The sequence below is a fragment of the Flavobacterium sp. genome (genome assembly GCF_030146175.1).
Lineage (GTDB): Bacteria > Bacteroidota > Bacteroidia > Flavobacteriales > Flavobacteriaceae > Flavobacterium.
The window spans coordinates 1-20707 of sequence record NZ_JASLCE010000072.1 but is presented as its reverse complement, the minus strand read 5'-3'; the positions used below and the strand labels follow the sequence as shown (position 1 = coordinate 20707).

The window sequence follows — 20707 nt, the reverse complement described above, 5'->3', positions numbered from 1 at the left end:
TACATTGGGAACGAAAAAAGATACTTACTTTTGCCAGTATGAAACGCTTTCCAGTATCACTATCGACTAAATTACAATCCCGGACAGTAGCCAATGCGTTACGGCAATTGCCAGAACAAAAAAATGGCGTCGATTTTTCGTCGAACGATTATTTGGGTTTTGCCCGATCCGAATCGCTTTTTCAAAAAGCAACGGCTTTGTTGCTGCAACAGCATAATTCGCATAATGGGGCTACCGGTTCGCGATTGCTATCGGGAAATCACGCTCTTTATGCAGAAACCGAAATCAAAATTGCGGCTTTTCACCAATCAGAAAGTGCTTTGATTTTTAATTCGGGCTACGATGCCAATCTGGGCTTTTTTAGTAGTGTGCCGCAACGAAACGATGTGGTGTTGTTTGATGAATTAAGTCATGCTTCCATCCGTGACGGAATTCGCCTTTCGAATGCACGGGCATATAAATTCCTGCATAACGATCTGGAAGATCTCGAACGCCAGATCAAGCGATTTCAAAATGATCAGGGATCCGTTTATATCGTGACGGAAACGGTTTTTTCTATGGATGGCGATTCGCCCGATTTGGAACAAATGGGGACACTTTCCGAACGATATGGTTGTTTTTTTGTGGTCGACGAAGCACATGCTTTAGGTGTGTTTGGCGAAAAAGGAGAAGGATTGATCGATGCGTTAGGACTCCGCGAAGCTGTTTTTGCCCGAATTATGACCTATGGAAAAGGATTAGGTTGTCATGGAGCTGCGGTGTTGGGCGACGTAAGACTCAAGGAATATCTGGTCAATTTTGCGCGGAGTTTTATTTATACGACAGGTTTGCCGCCGCATGCGATTGCAACAATACAGGCGGGATATTTGGCTTTGGAAACGGAAGCCGAAGCGCGAATTCGGTTAAAAGAAAATATCGTTCATTTTAATCGGGAAAAGAATCTGTTGGGATTAAAGCCATTGTTTATCCGAAGTAAATCGGCCATACAATCGGCTGTGATTCCGGGAAATGAAAAAGTGAAAAATATTGCCCGTCAATTGGAACAATCCGGATTTGATGTACGCCCGATTATGGCGCCAACGGTACCGGAAGGACAGGAACGATTGCGTTTTTGTTTGCATAGTTATAATACAACAGCAGAAATATCGGAAGTGTTGCACCTTTTAAATCGCTTGTTATAGAGTGATTGATTTTAAGTCGTGTTTTGCTGGTGTTAGGTTTAACTCTTTGTAAATGTAATTGTTGAGGCGGTTAATAGTTGTAGAATATTACTATCTTTAAGAAAATCTTGAGCTAAAATGGGGAATATAGCTACGACTACAGATCAGCAAATTGCAAAACTTGAAGAAAGAGGAATGGTTTTAGATTTACCGTCTGAAAAGATTAAAGAAATTTTATTAGATATTGGTTACTATAGACTGGGATTTTACTGGAATCCTTTCGAGATTGATGATAAGCATAATTTTAAAGAAGGAACACGATTTTCGACTATTTTAGAGTTGTATTACATGGATGTTGATTTACGACATGTATTAATAAAATTTATCAATAGAATTGAATTGAGTTTCCGGACGAAAATAATTTATTATGTGTCGAATATCAATAAAACCAGTCCTACCTGGTTTGTAGATACTAAAGTAATTGATAATACTTTTATTAAGAACTTTGATTTGTATTATAATGATGAGTTTAAAAAGAATAATGTTATTGCCAAACATCATAAAAGATATATAAATGACAAATATGCTCCGGCATGGAAAACATTAGAATATTTTACATTTGGAACAAATTTAAAGATTTATAAATCGTTACTGGATAGCAAAACAAAAGAGCGGATTTCCAAAATTTTTAATGTCAATGATATTAAAAAATTTATTCAGATTATGGAAGTTGTTGTGTTTGTAAGAAATTATTGCGCACATAGCGGAGTTGTTTTTGATTTAAGAAACACATATGGAATACCAAAACTTCCGTTTTATAGTTTTAATAATAATGATAGACATTGTTTGGATTCGTGTATAAAAGTGATTGTTTTTATACTAGAACAAGTGTCGTCTAATAGGGCTGGTGAATTAAGAACAAGTGTGAATGAACTTTTTAAAGAATATTCCGAAAAAGACGAGGCGATAAAGGAAATCATTTTAAATAAAATAAATTATTCCCTGTAAAGATTGTTTTTTGAAAGGAATTTGTTTCTTTCAAAAAAAGAATGTTGTATCTTTGCACAAGTGTCCCGTTATTCAGAAATGCTTTAACGCTGCACTTAAAAAAAAGAAATTATAACCTCAGACTTGCTCTGAGGTTTTTTTATTTTAGATATGAAATAAAGCGTTCAGATATATAGAAATATCAGAATGATAAATAAAAAAATATGAAACTATTTGTAACAGGTATCGGGACCGATGTGGGGAAAACCGTAGCCGCAACTATTATAACCGAGGCTTTGGAAGCCGATTACTGGAAGCCGGTTCAGGCGGGTGATCTGGATTATTCCGATAGTCATAAAATAAAAGAAAAATTATCGAATACCAAAACCCGGATTTTCGATAATGCTTATGCTTTAAATACGCCGGCAAGTCCGCATGTGGCGGCAAAAATCGACGATGTGATTATCGATTTAAAAAAAATCAAAGAACCGAAAACGAAAAATCACCTGGTTATTGAAGGTGCCGGTGGTGTATTGGTGCCATTAAACGATACGGATTCGATTATCGATCTGATCCAGCCGGATTATAAGGTGGTTGTCGTGTCGCGTCATTATTTGGGAAGTATCAATCATACGCTATTGACAATCGAAGCTCTAAAGACAAGAGGGTTGGCTGTCGCCGGAATTATTTTTAGCGGAAAAGAAAACCCGGATTCGGAATCCATCATTTTAAATCGTACCGGGATTCAATTCCTGGGACGAATCGATGAAGAACCCTATTTCGATAAAAACGTGGTTAAGGAATATGCCGACTTGTTTGCTGAAACATTGTTGGGTTTATAAAAAACAAAACCTGTCAGTTTTAGTAATCCGACAGGTTTTGATTGTAAGGTTGCCTTTGCAGGCGACCTTTTTTTATAGGTATATTGTTACTACAGTTCCACCAGGAAGGGTAAGGGTTGCAATATCATCGCAACTTCCGTTACCATAGTCCAATGTGAAGGTTTGCGAATTTTTGGTGATTGTTTTTTTACCTTTTACGATAACCGGACAGCCGATGTTTCGGATTAACGGTTCGGTAATTTCCATATGTAATAAGGTTCCGTTTGGTAAGGTGGTTAACGCGCTACCTCTAATGCTGAAAACATCATCTGTGAAAACCAATGGAGTGGATACACCACCAATCTTTTCGATGTTAAAGCTTCCTTCTCGGTGAATCGTTCCGCCACCGGAAGGCTGGATGATATTGATGTTTGTTTCGCGGGTAAAGGTTGGAACGCTGTTTACAACCACTCTGCTGACGTTAATGGTACCTTCAATTTTATGACTGTTGATGTAATAGTTGTCGAATGTGATGGCGGCAGTAATTTCGTTGGTTGTCGTATTTCTATGTGCTACAATATAAATGATTCCGCTGCGGTTGTCTCCATTGTTGTCGATGCATCCGGTTCCAAAATCAACTTTAAATTTTTTGTCTCCGTTGGTTAGTGTCTCCTGAGTGATCACACGGCAACTTGAAGGAGGTAGCTGCGTGTCTACGTTTTTAGAAGCGTAATAACCGTCGCCGGCCAATACTTCTTCTTTAATCCCTTCCACATCTTCTTCAAAAGCTTGCGCTTTGGCATCCGTTGCAACAGTGGTGTCTTGAGTACTACCGGTATCGGAACTATCACTGTTACTATTACAGGAGATAGCCATCAAAGCAGTAAGAGTTAGTAATTTAATAGTTGTTTTCATAATTTTTTCTGATAAGGTTCTTTTTTTAGACAAATAAAACGATAAATGGTTTAATGTTAAACTTTTTTGTTTTCAAAAAGTAATCCGAAAGTGCGCTTTATCTTTGCAGTACAGAATCGAAATATAAAAAAAGAAGTGTACAGTGGAAAATAACAGATTGCAAAAAGCCGACGCAAATCATTTGTGGCATCCGTATACCCAACATAAAACAGCGCATCCGCATATAGCTATAACGAAAGGAAAAGGAGCTTTATTATGGGATGAAAACGGAAAGGAATATATCGATGCTATTGCTTCGTGGTGGGTCAATCCGTATGGGCATTCCAATCCTGTTATTGCCGATGCGATTTACAAACAGCTAACGACACTGGAACACGTACTTTTTGGTGGGTTTACACACGAACCGGCGGTGACACTGGCAGAAAAATTGATTCCAATATTACCGGATAATCAGAGAAAGATTTTCTTTTCCGATAATGGATCTACGGCGGTCGAAGTTGCTTTAAAAGTCGCCTTACAATATTATTTTAATAAAGGAGAAAAGCGAACCAAAATCATCGCTTTCGAAAACGCCTTTCATGGCGATACGTTTGCAGCTATGGCGGCCAGCGGTATTTCTTTTTTTACCGAGGCTTTCCAGGGCTCGATGATTCAGGTAACGCGAATTCCGGTACCAACACCGGGTAATGAAGCGGCTAGTTTCGAAGCGTTGCATGCCTTGTTGCAAACCAACGAATATGCCGGGTTTATTTTTGAGCCTTTGGTTCAGGGTGCAGCCGGTATGGTGATGTATGAACCGGAGCAACTCGATAAGTTAATCCAAAGTTGTAAAGCATACGGTGTATTTACCATTGCCGACGAAGTGATGACCGGATTTGGAAAAACCGGAAAAAATTTCGCCTGCGACTATCTGATACAACAACCGGATATGATGTGTCTTTCCAAAGCACTAACCGGAGGTACGATTCCAATGGCATTAACGACCTTTACACAAGAGTTGTTCGATGGTTTTTATGACGATGATGTGAATAAAGCTTTGTTCCACGGGCATACTTTTACGGCAAATCCAACCGGTTGTGCGGCAGCATTGGCCAGTTTGGAGTTGCTTTCCGATACAGAAATCCAAAAAGGTATTGCGAGAATTCATCAGCAACATCTGGCTTTTCAGGCGCGCGTCAAAAATCATCCGCGGGTAAAAACTACTCGTGTTTTGGGGGTGATCTTCGCGCTGGAATTTAAGAGAGATTCATCGGATAGTTATTACGGAGATTTTAGAAATACCCTGTATCGTTTCTTTATCGAAAAAGGAATCATATTACGTCCGGTTGGGAATATTGTATATATACTGCCGCCGTATATTATTTCGGAAGCCGAACTTGAAAAAGTGTACCAGATTGTCGGGGAAGCGTTGGATATGTTTTAATTTTGCACCCAAATACTTTTACGTTGAAAAACAAGATTGCGATAACAGGCCTGGCATCCGTTTCTCCTTTGGGTGATGATCCGATTACAATTTGGGAAGCCTACGGGAATCCGGAAAGTTATATCCGGTTTTTGCCGGTGGGTGATTCCGTATTTCCGGTAGCGGCTCTTGCTGCCGATGTGAAACAAAGCATAGAAGCCCTGAGGTTTTCGGATGTAAAATATAAAAATTTGGATGATTCCGTTTTGTATGCTATTGCGGCTTCCCGTAAAGCGGTAGCGCAGGCGGGCTGGAATGACGGTCGTTTTGGAATCAATATTGGTTCGTCCAGAGGCGCGACGCAATTGTTTGAAAAGTACCACCGTGAGTTTTTAGAAACCGGATCAACGGCTACATTGGCATCGCCTACAACTACATTGGGGAATATCGCTTCGTGGGTGGCGAATGACCTGAATAACGACGGCCCGGATATTTCGCATTCGATTACCTGTTCGACGGCGTTGCATGCGCTTTTAAATGGTGTTGCCTGGCTGCAATCCGGAATGGCCGATAAATTCCTTGTTGGAGGAAGTGAAGCGCCGTTAACGCCTTTTACGCTGGCGCAATTAAAAGCAATGAAAATCTATTCAACCTTAGAAGATTCCTATCCTTGTAAAGCATTTGATCTCGATAAAAAAAGTAATACGATGGTTCTTGGTGAAGGCGCGGCTATGGCTTGTCTGGAAACCGGTGAAAATGTAAATGCACTTGCCTGGATTGAGGGAATTGGTTATGCTACGGAAATGCTGCAGCACAATGTTTCTATATCTGCCGATGCGGAATGTTTTCAGAAGTCCATGCGAATGGCTTTAAACGGGATTGATCCGACAGAAGTTGACGCTATTGTACTCCATGCGCCGGGAACGATAAAAGGAGATGTGTCGGAACGTAATGCCGTCGAAAAAGTATTTGGTGATCATATGCCGATGCTAACCACTAATAAATGGAAAATCGGACATACTTTCGGTTCCTCCGGAATATTAAGTGTAGAGCTGGCAGTGTTGATGTTGCAATATCAGCAATTTGTAGGAATCCCCTTTCGGGATAATCCGGTTTCAAAACCGGCAACCATTCGTAAAGTATTGATCAACGCTGTAGGATTTGGCGGTAATGCCGTGAGTGTGTTGTTGTCGAAATAAATTATTCCGCACTTAAATCACTGCATTTTTCGAAAATCAGATTGGATTCATAGCCTTTCCGAAGTAGGGAATCACAAAACTTTTTTTTCTTTTTAAGGAGATTGGATTCTTTAATGGAATTCCAGGTCGCATCGGCCAGTGTGTCGAAAGTTTCGAAATATTCTTCGGGAGTGAATTCTTTTAGCGCACTGTCGATATTGTATTTGGAGATGCCCCGGAATTTAAGTTCGTTAACAATCCGGAGCTTTCCCCATTTTTTGATACGGTGTTTTCCCCGGGCAAAACTGCGGGCAAAACGCTCTTCGTTTAGAAAGTTATTTTCGATCAGGTGTACCACTATTGTGTCGATAGCCTGCGGAATCATATGCATTTGCTGTAGTTTCTGAATTACTTCCGCATGACATCGCTCCTGATAACCACAATAATATTCCAGTTTTTTTATGGCGTCATCAATTGAGTAGTATTGGTGTTTGTGCTGCATCAATTAATGTGCTTTGAAATGTTATTGTATACCTAGTTTTTTATGTGTCTGAATAATCGCCTGCTCGTTTTTATGGTCGATCCATTGCTGTCCTTTTCGTCTTCGCATAAAGTTGTCGAAATGACGCATGATGAATACGTTATAAGCGGCTTTTGACAGATTGGAAATGCTTCTTGGAAACGCCCGTAAACTCATCGAAAATCCGGGAGTGAGGTATTTCATATAGTGCCAGTATCCTTCCGGCATATAGAGCATTTCACCATGATTTAGGTTACAGATAAGCCCTTTTGCGTGTTTTAAAGCCGGCCATTTTTCAAAATCCGGATTGTCGAAATCGATATCTTCTCTCGAAATCAAAGCATGTGGAATTTTGTATAAATAAGGCGTTTGGTTTGGTTCGAAAAGGATACACTGTTTTTTTCCATTGAAATGGAAATGTAAAATATTGGAATAATCAATATCAAAGTGCATGAATACTCTTGAATTTTCACCTCCAAAAAACAGCATCGGAAGTTGTTTAACCAGTCGTAATCCAATATCCGGCCATTTAAAGTCCTTTTGCAGGGATGGTACTTCTTTCATCAGATTGTATAGGAAAATACGGTAGTTGGTTGGTTTGGATTGTAGCAGATCGATATAATCGGCCATTTTCATCGTCGCATGAGCTTCGTTGAATCCGTCTTTATGGGATACGGGCCTGTCGTCGTATAGTGGTACTGTTTTGTCGCCGGCAATGTCTTTAATATAGTTTAGCTTCCATTTTTCGTAGGCGGGCCAGTCGGTTGTCAGTTGTTCGATGACTAGTGGTTTCTGCTTTTTTACATAGTTTTTGTAAAAATCTTCTTTTGATATGGTTTTTACGCGTTCAATTTCGGTTAAATGTAAAGGCATAATACAATGAGATTATTTTAAAAAAAAAGCTCCTAATTTGTTTTTTGCAAACAGGAGCTAAGTTAATAAAGCTTTATCTTTTTGTGAAATTATTTTAAATTAAAATTTAAACGGTTTCCTGATTTTTGTTTTTGATGGAAGCTTCCAGATTTCGTTCGATTGAGTGTCCTGGTCGGGTCCATTTTGGTTTTTCGCCCAAGGCCTGGAATTTGGAATCCTCGGCTTCTACTGTTTCTGGTTGCATTAATTTAATAAAAGGTTTTTGTGGTGCTAAACCAAGTTCCTGGAACATCTTCATGTCTTCGTTTACATCCGGATTTGGCGTGGTTAGTAGTTTATCTCCTGCAAAGATCGAATTGGCTCCTGCAAAGAAACACATCGCCTGACCTTCTCTGGACATTTGCGTTCTTCCGGCAGACAAACGTACTTGGGTTTCCGGCATAACAATACGGGTTGTGGCAACCATACGGATCATTTCCCAGATTTCAACCGGTTTTTCTTCTTCCATCGGAGTTCCTTCTACGGCTACCAATGCGTTAATTGGTACCGATTCCGGTTGTGGGTTTAAAGTCGATAAGGCTACCAGCATTCCGGCTCTGTCTTCGATACTTTCTCCCATTCCGATAATACCACCGCTACAAACGGTTACATTGGTTTTTCGTACGTTTTCGATCGTTTGCAAACGGTCTTCGTATCCTCGTGTAGAGATAACCTCTTTGTAGTATTCTTCCGAAGTATCAAGGTTGTGGTTGTAGGCATAAAGTCCAGCTTCAGCCAAACGTTGCGCCTGATTTTCCGTAAGCATTCCCAATGTACAACAAACTTCCATATCCAATTTGTTGATGGTACGCACCATTTCCAATACCTGATCAAATTCCGGTCCGTCTTTAACGTTTCGCCACGCTGCTCCCATACAAACACGGGAGGAACCGCTTGATTTTGCACGTAACGCCTGTGCTTTTACCTGTTGTACCGACATCAGGTCATTACCTTCGACGTTGGTGTGGTAGCGCGCAGCCTGAGGACAGTATCCGCAATCTTCCGGACATCCTCCGGTCTTGATCGATAATAGGGTCGATACTTGAACGGTGTTTTGGTCGTGATTGATTCGGTGAATTGTGGCTGCTTCATAAAGCAGATCCATTAATGGTTTATTGTATATGGCAATGATTTCTTCTTTGGTCCAATTGTGTCTTGTTGCACTCATCCTTAAACATTTTTTGATGTTTCAAAAATAGGAAATTTGAGTTTAAGTAGAAAAAATTTGTTTGCCTTCAAATTTTGATGCAATTGGTGCATTTTTTTATTTTTTATGGTTTGTTTTGAGAATCTTAACTTTTGTAGGATTGACAAGGGTTTTAAGATAATTTTTGTAATGTTTTTTGTAAAAAAAGATGAAATAGTGGTATAATTTTTACATCATCCGCTTTTTTCTTTGAAATAAAATTTTACATTTGTGTGAAATTTAACAATTGATCTTACGTAGTACTACGTGGTTATTAGATCAATTTGTGGTAATTAATGTCTTAGATGTGGAGGTGTAAAGGTGCATTTTTATCGACTTTAATGAATAAGAAGTAGAATTTTATTTAAGAAATACGAGTTTCATCCACGATGATGCTGTCAGATTAAGATTAAAAAATGAAAAGAACAATATTTTAATTGCATGCGCCGAATTTTACCAAAAAAAGCTATTCAAAAAGCACGTATTGTTTCATTTAAAAATGAAATGGTAAGAGCTGAGAATAAAACACCTATTGAGCTAAACAAAAAATATGCGAGTGTATAGAAAACTACTTTTTATATTTTTTGTTTTTTCATTATGCTCCTGTAAAAAAGAAAAGACAACCACAACGGGTAGGGATGACTCAGAAATCCGTTCCCGTTATTTTCAGTTAGAGAAAATCGGCTGGAAGTCGCGCGAATATTCTCAAAAAGTAGACGATATTAATTTTACGGCTACCGAAGTGCCCATTCAATATTACATTTTAAAAGACCAGGGAACAACCGATCTGTTTAAAGTGGATTCACTTTATGAAGCCAACAAACAGGAGCGGGTAGTTGAATTTACGTTCCAACAGGATCAGGAAAAAGACCTTTTATCCGATCAATTTACAGGATTGCCTTATGCCGATGCGGTTAAATATATGTCGTTTGCTATCAATAACGATTTTTATGTGGTTACCTCCAAAAATGATACAATACCGTGTAATGGCGTTTCCTACGAGCGCAATTATAAAATAGCACCTTTCCAGAAAATAGTATTGTTCTTTTCCGGAATTGATCCAAATGAAAAAATCCAATTGATTTATAAAGACCAGTTATTCCGCAAAGGAACATTGAAATTTAAGTTTAAAGACACATTTACAGAAATATTATTATGATCCAAAAAATCAGAACAAGTAAGGTTACAAAAGTCGTTGCTATTTATTTAGCAATGATGTTGTTTTTAGAAATGGTTCAGCCAATGGCAGCGTATGCGTTAACCACGGGTCCTTCACAACCGGAGTTTGAATCGTTTACACCTATTGATACTTCCGATATGGTCGATCTGGCCAGCGGTGATTTTAACTATAATATCCCGATTATGGATGTTGGTGGTTATCCGTTAAATCTGGCATACAATTCCGGAGTTACCATGGATCAGGAAGCCTCATGGGTTGGTTTAGGCTGGGATTTGAACGTAGGGCAGATTAACCGACAAATGCGTGGTTTGCCAGATGATTTCAAAGGAGACGAGATGATCTATGAAAATAACATGAAAGACAATGTGACCATCGGGTCGAATGTAAACCTCTTTCTTGCCGGATTTGGTATTGGCGAAATGGCCATGCCAAGTATCGGACTTGGTGTGAAGTATAACAATTACGATGGTTTTGGATTCTCGGTTAATGGTGGTTTGAGCTATCAAATCAGTGATAACCTTTCTGTAGGGATGAATATGGAATCATCTTCTTCCGAAGGCGTTTCGGTATCGCCAAGTGTGTCGTTCAATAAAAAGAAAACCGATAAAGATAAAAATGAAAATACTTTAACCGGGAGTCTTGGGGTGAGCTTAAATAGCCGAAAAGGATTGGAGACAATGACGATGTCATATAAGGCAGCCAAAAACAACAATAATCTTAAATATATAAAGAATCAGCAAGATTTATCAGGCTCTTTGTCGTTTGCGGATGTATCTTTTACACCTACAAAACGTGTTGGAATGGTGTCGTCCAACTATATGTTTGGTATGAATGTGGAAGGAGAGTTTTGGGGTGTGGAACCGGGAATGAAGTTTTCCGGATACCGAACCAGTCAGGGAATTAAAAGTTCTGAAAAATATAAAACAGAAAGAGGATATGGTTTTGAAAATAGCTATAATGCCGGAAGTGCTGATATCTTAGATTTTAACAGAGAAAAAGACAGAACGTTTAATAAAAATACAACATCATTACCGGTTACGAACAATACATACGATTTGTATAGTGTTCAAGGACAAGGGGTAGCAGGAATGTACCGTCCGTATAAATCGCAGGTGGGATTTGTGTACGATAGTTATATACAAGACGATACCAACGGTGGTAGTTTAGGTCTTGAATTTGGGGCCGGTGGAGGTGTCCACTTTGGTTTCGATGCAACGATTACTAAAGGTAATAGTGCTACAGGATTGTGGATGAGTAATAATCCGGCTTTGGCGCGATTTAGAGAGAAGGTGAATGGTAATAAAGTGGATTATGAAAAAGTGTTCTTCAAAAATATCGGAGGAGAGCATGTTGATAAAGAATTAAACTTATTCAATACGCAATTAGGAGGTTATGATCCGATTAAACTGGAAATTGGAGGGACTAAGTTTTCAAGGAATACTATTCTGAATTATTCCAGAAACGGTAGTTATATACAGAACGCCAGCTATGTAAAAAGAGAAGGACGTTTAAACAGAAATCAGGTTATCCAAAAGTTAACCCGTACGGAAGCGCAAAAATTTGGTTTTAAAACGCAATTTAGCCCGTACTCGTTAGCAGGAAAACACGATCATCATACTTCTGAGGTACGAATTATACAAGAAGGAGGCGATCGCTATATCTTTGGACGTGCGGCATATAACTCCATAAAGAGAGAAGCTACGTTTGATGTAGGAAGTAATCCGGGTGTAAACTGTTCCAAAGGATTGGTAAATTATAACCCGGGTAGTGATAACTCAGCCAATAACAGTAAAGACGGTGACCAGTATTTTAACAGGGTTACAACTCCGGCTTATGCACATACGTATTTATTGACGTCTGTTTTGTCATCCGATTATCAGGATTTAAAAGATGACGGTCCTACCGATGACGATTTAGGGACTTATACGAAGTTTACCTATAATAATACACAACCCTATAAATGGCGTATTCCGTTTAAAGAAAATGTAGCCAATTATGATGAAGGTTTACGTTCCAGTAAAAAGGATAACAAAGGAAACTATCAGTACGGTGAAAAAGAAATGCTTTATATCAAAAAAATCGAAACGAAAACACACGTTGCTATTTTTGAGATCTCACCACGTAAAGACGCTTACGGTGTAAAAGGTGAAAACGGAGGTATCGGATTGGATTCGAAGTCGTATAAACTGGATAAGATTTCATTGTATTCGAAACCGGAATATTTAGCCAATCCTACAGCGGCTACACCTATTAAAGTAGCCCATTTTGAATACGATTATAGTTTGTGTCAGGGAGTTGAAAACCACGAAAACGCAAATATGTCGGGAGGCGCTTACGATGGTCAAAAAGGAAAACTAACACTTAAAAAAGTATATTTTACCTATAAGAAATCCAATATGGGTAAATACACACCTTATACCTTTAATTATGGGTATAATCCTTCTTACGATATGAAGGCCTATGATATATGGGGGAATTACAAGCCAGTTGCGGCGAATGTAGGTTGCGGAACAAACGATGCATTATCTAATGCCGAATTCGGATATGTGGATCAAAAAGACAGGACTGCTGCAGATCAATATGCTTCTGCCTGGTTATTAAACAACGTTAGTTTGCCATCGGGTGGTAGAATAGAGTTGAATTATGAAGCTGATGATTATGCTCATGTTCAGGATCGAGATGTGATGGAAATGTTTAAAGTGGTGGGAGCCGGTCAGGCGCCATTAACATCCCTAAGTCAGTTAAACAATACAAAACTATATGAATCATTTAACCCTTCGCGTTATTTGTACATCAAATTAGACGACTCTAATTTTCAAGACTTCCATGAGCGTTATATCAAGCCAATACAAAATGACCCAATTTATTTTAGGTTTTTAGTGAATATGGCGCCAAATGATAATGCCAAATACGATTATGTGACGGGTTATCTAAACGTGGTCAAAAATCAAACGTATAACTTTATTCAGGACGGTAACGGTGACAGTTATGCGTCTATTAAAATTGAAATGGTAAACCAGGGAGACGGTGGTAATCCGGAAGTGAACCCGATATCAAAAGCGGGTTGGTATTTCGGAAGACAAAACCTAAACCGTGTGGTTTATAGTATGAATAATGAGGAAGACACCAACAATCTTGAAGGTGTTGTGATGGAACTTATCGGTTGGATTCCAACGTTGTTGGATATTTTCAAAAGTCCAAACGGGAAACTAAAAGAAAAAGGAATTGCCAGCAAATTTATCTCCGGAAAATCATGGATTCGTTTAATGCAACCGAACCGTGAAAAAATCGGTGGCGGTAGTCGTGTGAAAGAAGTTAAAATGCATGACGAATGGCAAATCATGACCGATAACCCAAGTGATGAATTATATAAACAATATTACGGTCAGGTATATACCTATAAAACGGAACAAGGTAAAACATCGGGAGTAGCAAGCTATGAGCCGATTGGGGCTAAAGAAAATCCATTTGTAGAGCCATTTTATGATAAAACAAGCAAAAGTTTATTATTAGGTCCTGAAACGGAAAACTATGTCGAAAAACCTTTTGGAGAATCGTTTTTCCCGTCACCGAAAATTACCTATAGTAGGGTAGTGGTTAAAAACCTTCCAAGGGGGAAATCGTTAGGGCCACGGGATCCGGGTATGGTAAAACGACATGCTACAGGACAGGTGGTAACCGAATTCTATACGACTTACGATTTCCCTACTGTGGTTAACTATACGCCTATGTCATCGAAATATGATAAATCGGATATCCTGGCAAGCTTGTTAAAAATCAATGTTAGAGATCATTTAACATTGTCTCAGGGATACTCGATCCATACCAATGATATGGATGGTAAGATGAAGAGCCAACGTGTCTATGCCGAAGGACAACTTGCTTTTATCTCCGGAGTGGATTATAAATACAGAGAAAATCCAAATGCACCTAAAAGTCAGGGGAAACTAAACAACGTGGTTACTACCGTTGATGGTTCCGGAAATATTAGTTCAAAACTGGTAGGAGTAGATTATGACGTAATCAACGATTTTAGAGAAAGTAAATCGGTAACACAAACGGCCGGTATTCACTTTAATACTGCCGGTATTCCGTTGTTTCTGGTTTTTGTGGTTATACCGGTTCCATTACCGAGTTATTCGAAACATGAAAATCAGATCCGAACTGCTGTAACTACAAAAGTGATTCATAGTAGTGGTATTTTATCCGAAAAAGTAGTGTATGATGTCGGATCTAAAGTGTCCACGAAAAATAGCGCATGGGATGCCGATACCGGACAAGTACTGTTAACGGAAACGACAAATGAATATAACGATAATTATTACAGCTTTAATTTCCCGGCATACTGGTCGTATAAAGGAATGGGGCAGGTAGCGAAAAATATCGGAATGGAATGTGCTATTTCCAATATAAATAACACCGATAAATATAAAATGGATGGTGGTTATAGTGCAGCCAAATATTTAATGGATGGTGATGAAGTGTGGGTTAATGGAATCAACCGATCGGAACAAGACCAGACATTTTTCGCCTGGGTAGTTCAAAATAAAGAAATCGGAAATGAATTTATGATGATTGATCGCAATGGTTTGCGTATCACCAGGGATAATATCATTAATGGTAGTATTAAGATCATCCGATCCGGATATCGAAACAGGTTGGAAGACTCCATGTCAGCAATAACATCGACTAAAAATCCGCTTTACACGTATAACGGAAATAATCAGATGGTATCGATGAAATCAAACATCGGAAGCAACCCATTTTACTCGTCAACATTTAACGATTACAGAATCGTAAATGCATCGGCAGTAGAATACAGTAATATCTGGGCAGCACAATGTGAATGTGATTTACCAAAGATGACCTATGACAGTGGACATAACCTTGTTTTTGAATATGAAAAAGACAATAATACCAGTGACCCGGATGATATCGCCGCAAACTCGTACAATCCATATTTGTATAATGTTTTAGGAAACTGGAGAGCCAACAAATCGTATGCGTATTTAACCGGAAGAAATTTTACCGATAATACGAATGATCTGAACCCTACACTGCGAAAAACAGGTTTCTTCAACAATTATGAGTCGTTCTATGTTTATAATGCTTTTACTGGGAGATGGGAGAAGAATGCACTGTATTCCAACTTTGGTAAATGGACTTTTGCATCAGAAATAACACAGTTCAACCCATATGGTCAGGAAGTAGAAAACAAAGATGCGTTAAATCGTTATTCATCGGCGTTCTTCGGTTATAATAACCGATTCCCGATCGCGGTGGCATCTAATGCAAAATATAAAGAAATGGCTTTTGACGGATTTGAAGATTATGATTTCTCTACCTGTCTGACATCAGCGCACTTTAATTTCCAGGGATTACTTGTACCAAATGAAGTAACTGTTTCGTCGAAACAATCGCATACCGGTAGAAAAAGTTTGAAAATTGAAGCCGGTAAAAAAGCACTGCTTAAAAAACAGGTGGTTTCCTGTATTGATGTGCCAAGTAGTCCAGTGGCCAAAGTAAAACCGGTACAAAAAGAATTAGCTAAAGTCATTAAAAAATAGTAGTAGAGATGATTCGTATAAAATTGAAAAATTTAGTTTTAATAGTGTTTTTACTATTGTCTGGCATGACTGTTTTGGCTCAGGTTACTCCGGAAGAAAAACAGGCACTGATCGATATATATAACAGTACTAATGGTAAGAAATGGAAAAACAATAAGGGTTGGGATGTTACGAATCCTAAATCGGTTGTGACTTCCTGGGATGCTGCAAAGAAAACAGGATGGTATGGTATTACCGTTAAAGACGGCCATGTTACCGATATCGTTTTAAATGACAATAATCTTGAAGGGGAATTAAAAGCAGACCCGGACGCATTTCAGGCGTTGACTCGTTTTTTAATTAATGGTAACAACGTAACCGGCGAACTAGCCGAAGATCTATTGGAACCATTGGGAGAGCTGCCTAAATATATGGACGAAGCTCCAAAGGTGGCAAAAGAAACAGCAACTAAGCGTGTTGCTGATGCAAAAGTGGAAAAGGTAGCGGTTGCGGATAATACAACGGCTGTAACAACCGAAAGAAAACGTTGGGAATCGTGTACCAGAGATAATCCAAATTCACCGATAGTAAAAAATATATTCCTGAAGTTTATAAAATACCTGGTTAACGCCAAGAATAGTGGTGTACCGGATTATCAGATTGAAGGAAGTAACCCACCGGAATTTAACGCACTAAAACCGTTTATTACGGATCCGAATCCTAAGATTACACATTTTGTTTCCGCTTTCGATCCTTCGAATACTGTTCTAACGGAAATGCGTTTCTCTTTTACAGGAGATCACGGTGAGCATGATGTTTGGCTTTCCGGTAGTTTTTCGGATATCGCCAATGTTAATTTTGATATTGATTTAAGTGGTTATTCCGATTCAGGACATTATTTGGATTTACAAGGTGATTATTCTGAGATTTATCCGGGCTATAAAATCTATTTAAAACGGTTTGAAGTGATGCACGTCGATTTCTGCCCGGACAGATTACCGGTTTGTAACGAAAAAAACCGAATGATTTTGTCAAGTTCTTCCGGACTGGAAGCGTTATGCGCCGGACAATTTATTAAGGCGACTTTCTACCCTTCTATGGCGAGTGCCGATTATAGTATCGCGATTCTAAATTCAAGTGGCGCTACCGTATATACCGGTACGTATAGCGGCGGCAATGAGGTGTATATCAATGCGCTGGAAGCGGGTACCTACACGATTTATATAGATGTTATGAATTATGATAGTGGATGTGTCTTCTCGGTTGAACAGCAGTTTACGGTTCAGAATTGTAGTAACTTCTGTGCTTCCAATAATCCGAATACCGTAATTGTAAAATACTTATATCTTAATTTAATAAACCATTTGGTTACAAAAATGGTAACCGATGGTATGATTCCGGATGGGTATTTTCCACCGCAATTGAGTGCATTAGTACCGTATATCTCCGATCCGAATCCGAAAATTTACAACGCGCATTTTACAAGTCACAACGAGTATTTCCGTTTTTCATTTACAAATCATGGTTCCGATTATGATGTATCGCTACGATTTACGCCAAATACCACTGTAACCGGTATCGATTTGGCCGGATATTCATCGCCCAATTTAGTTTCGACAATTCCGGTGCTTTATAATACGGGTGTGATGGAGCCGAATCATACGGTGAAGCATATCGATTTTTGTCCGGCAACACCAGTATATTGTACGACAACAAATCCAAATGCTCCGGTAATTAAAAACTTGTTCCTTAATTTGATCAATAAATTAAGAACACTTCCTACTGCGAGTGTGCCTAATGGATATACTTGTACGGAGTTAACGGCTTTGGCGCCCTATGTTACGGATCCGAGCCCTAAAATTTACAACTTTGCCAATTCAGGAGGTTCGATTTCATTCTCCTTTAATCCACACGGTTCACAATATGACGTGGTGGTTCCGCTTCTAAGTAATTTAAGTATTACGAATGTGGAGTTCAATAATTTTGTTGCTCCGGATATGCAGGCGACATTTAAAACGACTTTCAGTAACGGTTCGTCAAATAATACGGTTGGAAAGGTTAAGCATATCAATTTATGTCCGGACGATTTGTACTGTATGTCACACGTGGCAATCGTAGTGGACGAATCCGGATCGCTTGATGATACCGAAATCCGAAAAATCAGAAAACAACTAAAAGCATTTGTACAGCAACAAGCCGATACGAATGATAATTTAGGAACCAATATCTATGTTTCCCTGATCGGTATGTCTGACAGTGATACCTACAACAGAGCTGATGCCATCATGCAGGTTAAAATTACAAACGGTTCGACTTTAAATCAATTTAATAACTGGATTAACAGTTTTGGTGCCCGATACGGTCAAACAGGTATCAGTCATGGTTCCGATTACTGGAAAAGTGCTTTGGACAAAGCATTAAGCACCTCGATGAAACCTAAAGGGGTTATTATGATCACCGATGGTTGTCAGACGTCCAATGTTGCGAATTTGGTTAACACGATGAAATCATTTGATAATTATAGAAATCCGGCGAATCCAACAACTTCATTAAATCCAAATGCTCCGCATTTATATGTACTGGGAATCGAAAACGGTTTCTATGTGGATTCGGAAACGGTAGTAAGTCAGCGAATGGCGCAAAACCAGGATCCTAATTTAAATCCGGCTTTGGTAGCACCTGCTTTGGGAACTAACGATTTCGCCCGAGTTGCTCCGGTTGAACATACCGATGTAATTCAAACACAAGCCGAATCACGTCTTAGAAAGTCGTTAAAATTCTTATTGGGTTATCCAGCAGATCAATTCCCGGTAGCGAGTATCGATTACTTTAAACCAGCCGATTATTATGGTCATGATAACTTTAATATCCTGGGTTCAGACGATCGTTACCTTTCGGAGAAATTGGTAGACAGTCAAATCTCATGTGGTATCTCCATTACAAAAGATTTTTGTGAAGATTGTTACTCGTTCCAACCGGAACCCGGAAAGGAATATATCTTAAGTGCCTGGGCAAAAGAAGAGACAAATGAACAACTTAAAACATTTGTAAACCCTGCGATTACACTGATTTTTTATCACAATAAACAGGCATTGCCACAACACGAAATAACAAGAATCACAGCGACACCTTCCGGTGAAATTATCGACGGATGGCAACGCATCTTTACCAAGTTTAAGATTCCGTATTCTGAAACAAGCGCTATCAACAATACGATTTCAATTGGAGTTGAGCTAACGAATAACAGCCCGAGTATTCCGGTTTATTTTGATGATATACGCGTGCATCCTTTAAAAGGTAGTATGAAATCATTTGTATACGATCCGGAAACCTTTAAGTTGATGTCGGAATTAGACGATAATAACTACGCTACTTTTTATGAGTATGACAATGAAGGCGGACTGGTTCGTATTAAAAAAGAAACGGAAAGAGGTGTGAAAACCATTCAGGAAACCCGTTCCGGAAGTGTAATTAAAAACTAAAGGATAGTCATGGTAAATAAAATCATCACATCCGTTTCCATCCTTTTTATGGGGTGTCTGGTTCAGGCACAAACCGTAGGAGAGGTTTTGAAAAAAATTACAGCCGGATACAGTATTGCAGAACCACTACAGTATAAAACCGATTATAAACTGTTCAAAGATCATAAGTCGACTAAGGTGGAAGAAAATTATAAAGGAGTCTTTTATAAAAATGCGGCGAACGAGGTTTACATTAAAATCAACGATACGGAGATTATTAATACGAAGAAAACCAATATAAAAGTCAGCCACTCCGAAAACGCTATTGTGGTTACGAATCCGGTTGCCAATTATTTCGGTGAAGCCGATTTTAATAAAGTATTTGAATTGTGTAAACTGAATTCGTTTAAAGATTATAAAACCTATTGGGAAATCAGTCTGGAACCCAAAACTCATTCCGGATTGACCTATTCCAAGATCATTTTAAACGTGTCAAAGAACTATTTTATACAAAAACAGATCTTTTACTATAACACGGGAATTAATTTTTCCAAGGATTATAAAGGAACAGATGTTAACTATCCGAGACTGGAAGTGGTTTATAGCGATTATAGCAGAAAAGCAATTCCTCCTACGGTTATTAATACACAAAACTATCTTTCTTTCTCTAACAAGAATAGCATTGTTTTGGCTCAACGGTTTAAAAAATACGAAATAATTGATCAACGAATTGTTTCTAATAATATAAAATAAAAATCAGATATATGTATATCCCTAAGCGTTTATTTATTTTAGTATTTACACTATTTACAGCGTTTGTTTTCGGGCAACAGGAAGAAACTTTGGGTGCTATTACCTCGGGTAGCCAGTTGCATAGTTTGCCAACGCTAAGCATTACCGACCCGAAATATGGCTCTTTGAATCAGCAGAATGTTTTTACATCTATTGATCCTGCGGTATATATTCATTTTGGTTTCAAGGATCTTGTAACGAATCAGCCGGCTTATCAGGCACAATATTCTTGCGAGGTGAAATTGGGAGTTATACCCTATAATAACCAAAATGGACAAGTGGCGGGTTATGCTGTTAAGTTGAAAATTGTACACGACAACCTGACTGAGGGCGTGAAATTCGACGATTATGCGGTTTATAAGTTGCCGGGTATTCATAGAGCGGATGTAGTGGTAGAAGAGGTAGTGTACAGAGATTTGTCGGGACAAATTATTCCTACAGTTAGTAATTCTACGGCCTATCTTCAGCTTCGTTTTAAAACGGATCGTTATTACAATATCAAAAATACAACGGTTAATCCGGTTTCGAAAAGACTCATTAAATACAATGGAATGTCGGAAATGGTGGTTAACAATGTAAGTGATGGTGCCGAAGAACTGGAAATCAACTGGACGCGTTATAATGACGCACCAGCGACGGAATATGAA

At 38.8% G+C, this 20707-nt stretch carries 14 protein-coding genes; 10 read left to right on the top strand and 4 right to left on the bottom strand.

Going from position 1 to position 20707, the window contains the following annotated elements:
- Positions 1-38: 38 nt before the first annotated feature.
- From Q1R07_RS08460 to bioD, 3 genes are all read left to right on the top strand, one after another.
- Positions 39-1181: an 8-amino-7-oxononanoate synthase gene (locus tag Q1R07_RS08460; RefSeq protein ID WP_300488555.1), complete on the top strand. Its 1143-nt coding sequence runs from the start codon at positions 39-41 to the stop codon at positions 1179-1181.
- A 117-nt stretch (positions 1182-1298) separates the two neighbouring features.
- The gene (locus tag Q1R07_RS08455) at positions 1299-2168 is read left to right on the top strand and encodes an Abi family protein (protein WP_300488552.1); all 870 of its coding nucleotides are present in this window, start codon (positions 1299-1301) and stop codon (positions 2166-2168) included.
- A 203-nt stretch (positions 2169-2371) separates the two neighbouring features.
- The gene (bioD, locus tag Q1R07_RS08450; protein WP_300488549.1) at positions 2372-2989 is read left to right on the top strand and encodes a dethiobiotin synthase; all 618 of its coding nucleotides are present in this window, start codon (positions 2372-2374) and stop codon (positions 2987-2989) included.
- A 72-nt stretch (positions 2990-3061) separates the two neighbouring features.
- On the opposite strand, the gene Q1R07_RS08445 is transcribed toward bioD, so the two are convergent.
- On the bottom strand, positions 3062-3883 hold the full coding sequence (locus Q1R07_RS08445) for a hypothetical protein (RefSeq protein WP_300488546.1): 822 nt from the start codon (positions 3881-3883) through the stop codon (positions 3062-3064).
- A 142-nt stretch (positions 3884-4025) separates the two neighbouring features.
- Here Q1R07_RS08445 and bioA point away from each other — a divergent pair, with 142 nt between their 5' ends.
- Both bioA and Q1R07_RS08435 read left to right on the top strand, forming a co-directional pair.
- The gene (gene bioA, locus Q1R07_RS08440; protein WP_300488543.1) at positions 4026-5306 is read left to right on the top strand and encodes an adenosylmethionine--8-amino-7-oxononanoate transaminase; all 1281 of its coding nucleotides are present in this window, start codon (positions 4026-4028) and stop codon (positions 5304-5306) included.
- A 23-nt stretch (positions 5307-5329) separates the two neighbouring features.
- The gene (locus tag Q1R07_RS08435) at positions 5330-6484 is read left to right on the top strand and encodes a beta-ketoacyl synthase N-terminal-like domain-containing protein (RefSeq protein WP_300488541.1); all 1155 of its coding nucleotides are present in this window, start codon (positions 5330-5332) and stop codon (positions 6482-6484) included.
- A 1-nt stretch (position 6485) separates the two neighbouring features.
- On the opposite strand, the gene Q1R07_RS08430 is transcribed toward Q1R07_RS08435, so the two are convergent.
- The 3 genes from Q1R07_RS08430 to bioB form a co-directional block, all read right to left on the bottom strand.
- A complete protein-coding gene (locus Q1R07_RS08430) occupies positions 6486-6965 on the bottom strand; it encodes a regulatory protein RecX (protein WP_300488538.1) in 480 nt (159 codons plus the stop codon).
- Between the two features lie 21 nt (positions 6966-6986).
- A complete protein-coding gene (locus tag Q1R07_RS08425; protein ID WP_300488535.1) occupies positions 6987-7856 on the bottom strand; it encodes a cupin-like domain-containing protein in 870 nt (289 codons plus the stop codon).
- Between the two features lie 106 nt (positions 7857-7962).
- Positions 7963-9063 carry a biotin synthase BioB gene (gene bioB, locus Q1R07_RS08420; protein WP_300488532.1) on the bottom strand — a complete coding sequence of 367 codons (1101 nt, stop codon included), beginning with the start codon at positions 9061-9063 and terminating at the stop codon, positions 7963-7965.
- Between the two features lie 568 nt (positions 9064-9631).
- Between bioB and Q1R07_RS08415 the strand changes: the two genes are divergently transcribed.
- The 5 genes from Q1R07_RS08415 to Q1R07_RS08395 form a co-directional block, all read left to right on the top strand.
- Complete coding sequence (locus Q1R07_RS08415) at positions 9632-10240, top strand: hypothetical protein (protein WP_300488529.1); 609 nt, start codon at positions 9632-9634, stop codon at positions 10238-10240.
- Positions 10237-15828 (top strand): hypothetical protein, encoded by a 5592-nt coding sequence (locus Q1R07_RS08410; protein ID WP_300488526.1) that lies wholly within the window; start codon positions 10237-10239, stop codon positions 15826-15828. Before Q1R07_RS08415 ends, Q1R07_RS08410 begins: the two co-directional genes overlap by 4 nt.
- Positions 15829-15893: 65 nt before the next feature.
- The gene (locus tag Q1R07_RS08405) at positions 15894-19289 is read left to right on the top strand and encodes a VWA domain-containing protein (RefSeq protein ID WP_300488523.1); all 3396 of its coding nucleotides are present in this window, start codon (positions 15894-15896) and stop codon (positions 19287-19289) included.
- Positions 19290-19298: 9 nt separating this feature from the next.
- On the top strand, positions 19299-20021 hold the full coding sequence (locus Q1R07_RS08400) for a hypothetical protein (RefSeq protein WP_300488520.1): 723 nt from the start codon (positions 19299-19301) through the stop codon (positions 20019-20021).
- Positions 20022-20032: 11 nt separating this feature from the next.
- Positions 20033-20707, top strand: a 675-nt coding sequence (locus Q1R07_RS08395) for a hypothetical protein (protein ID WP_300488517.1), incomplete at its 3' end; no start/stop codon positions are given.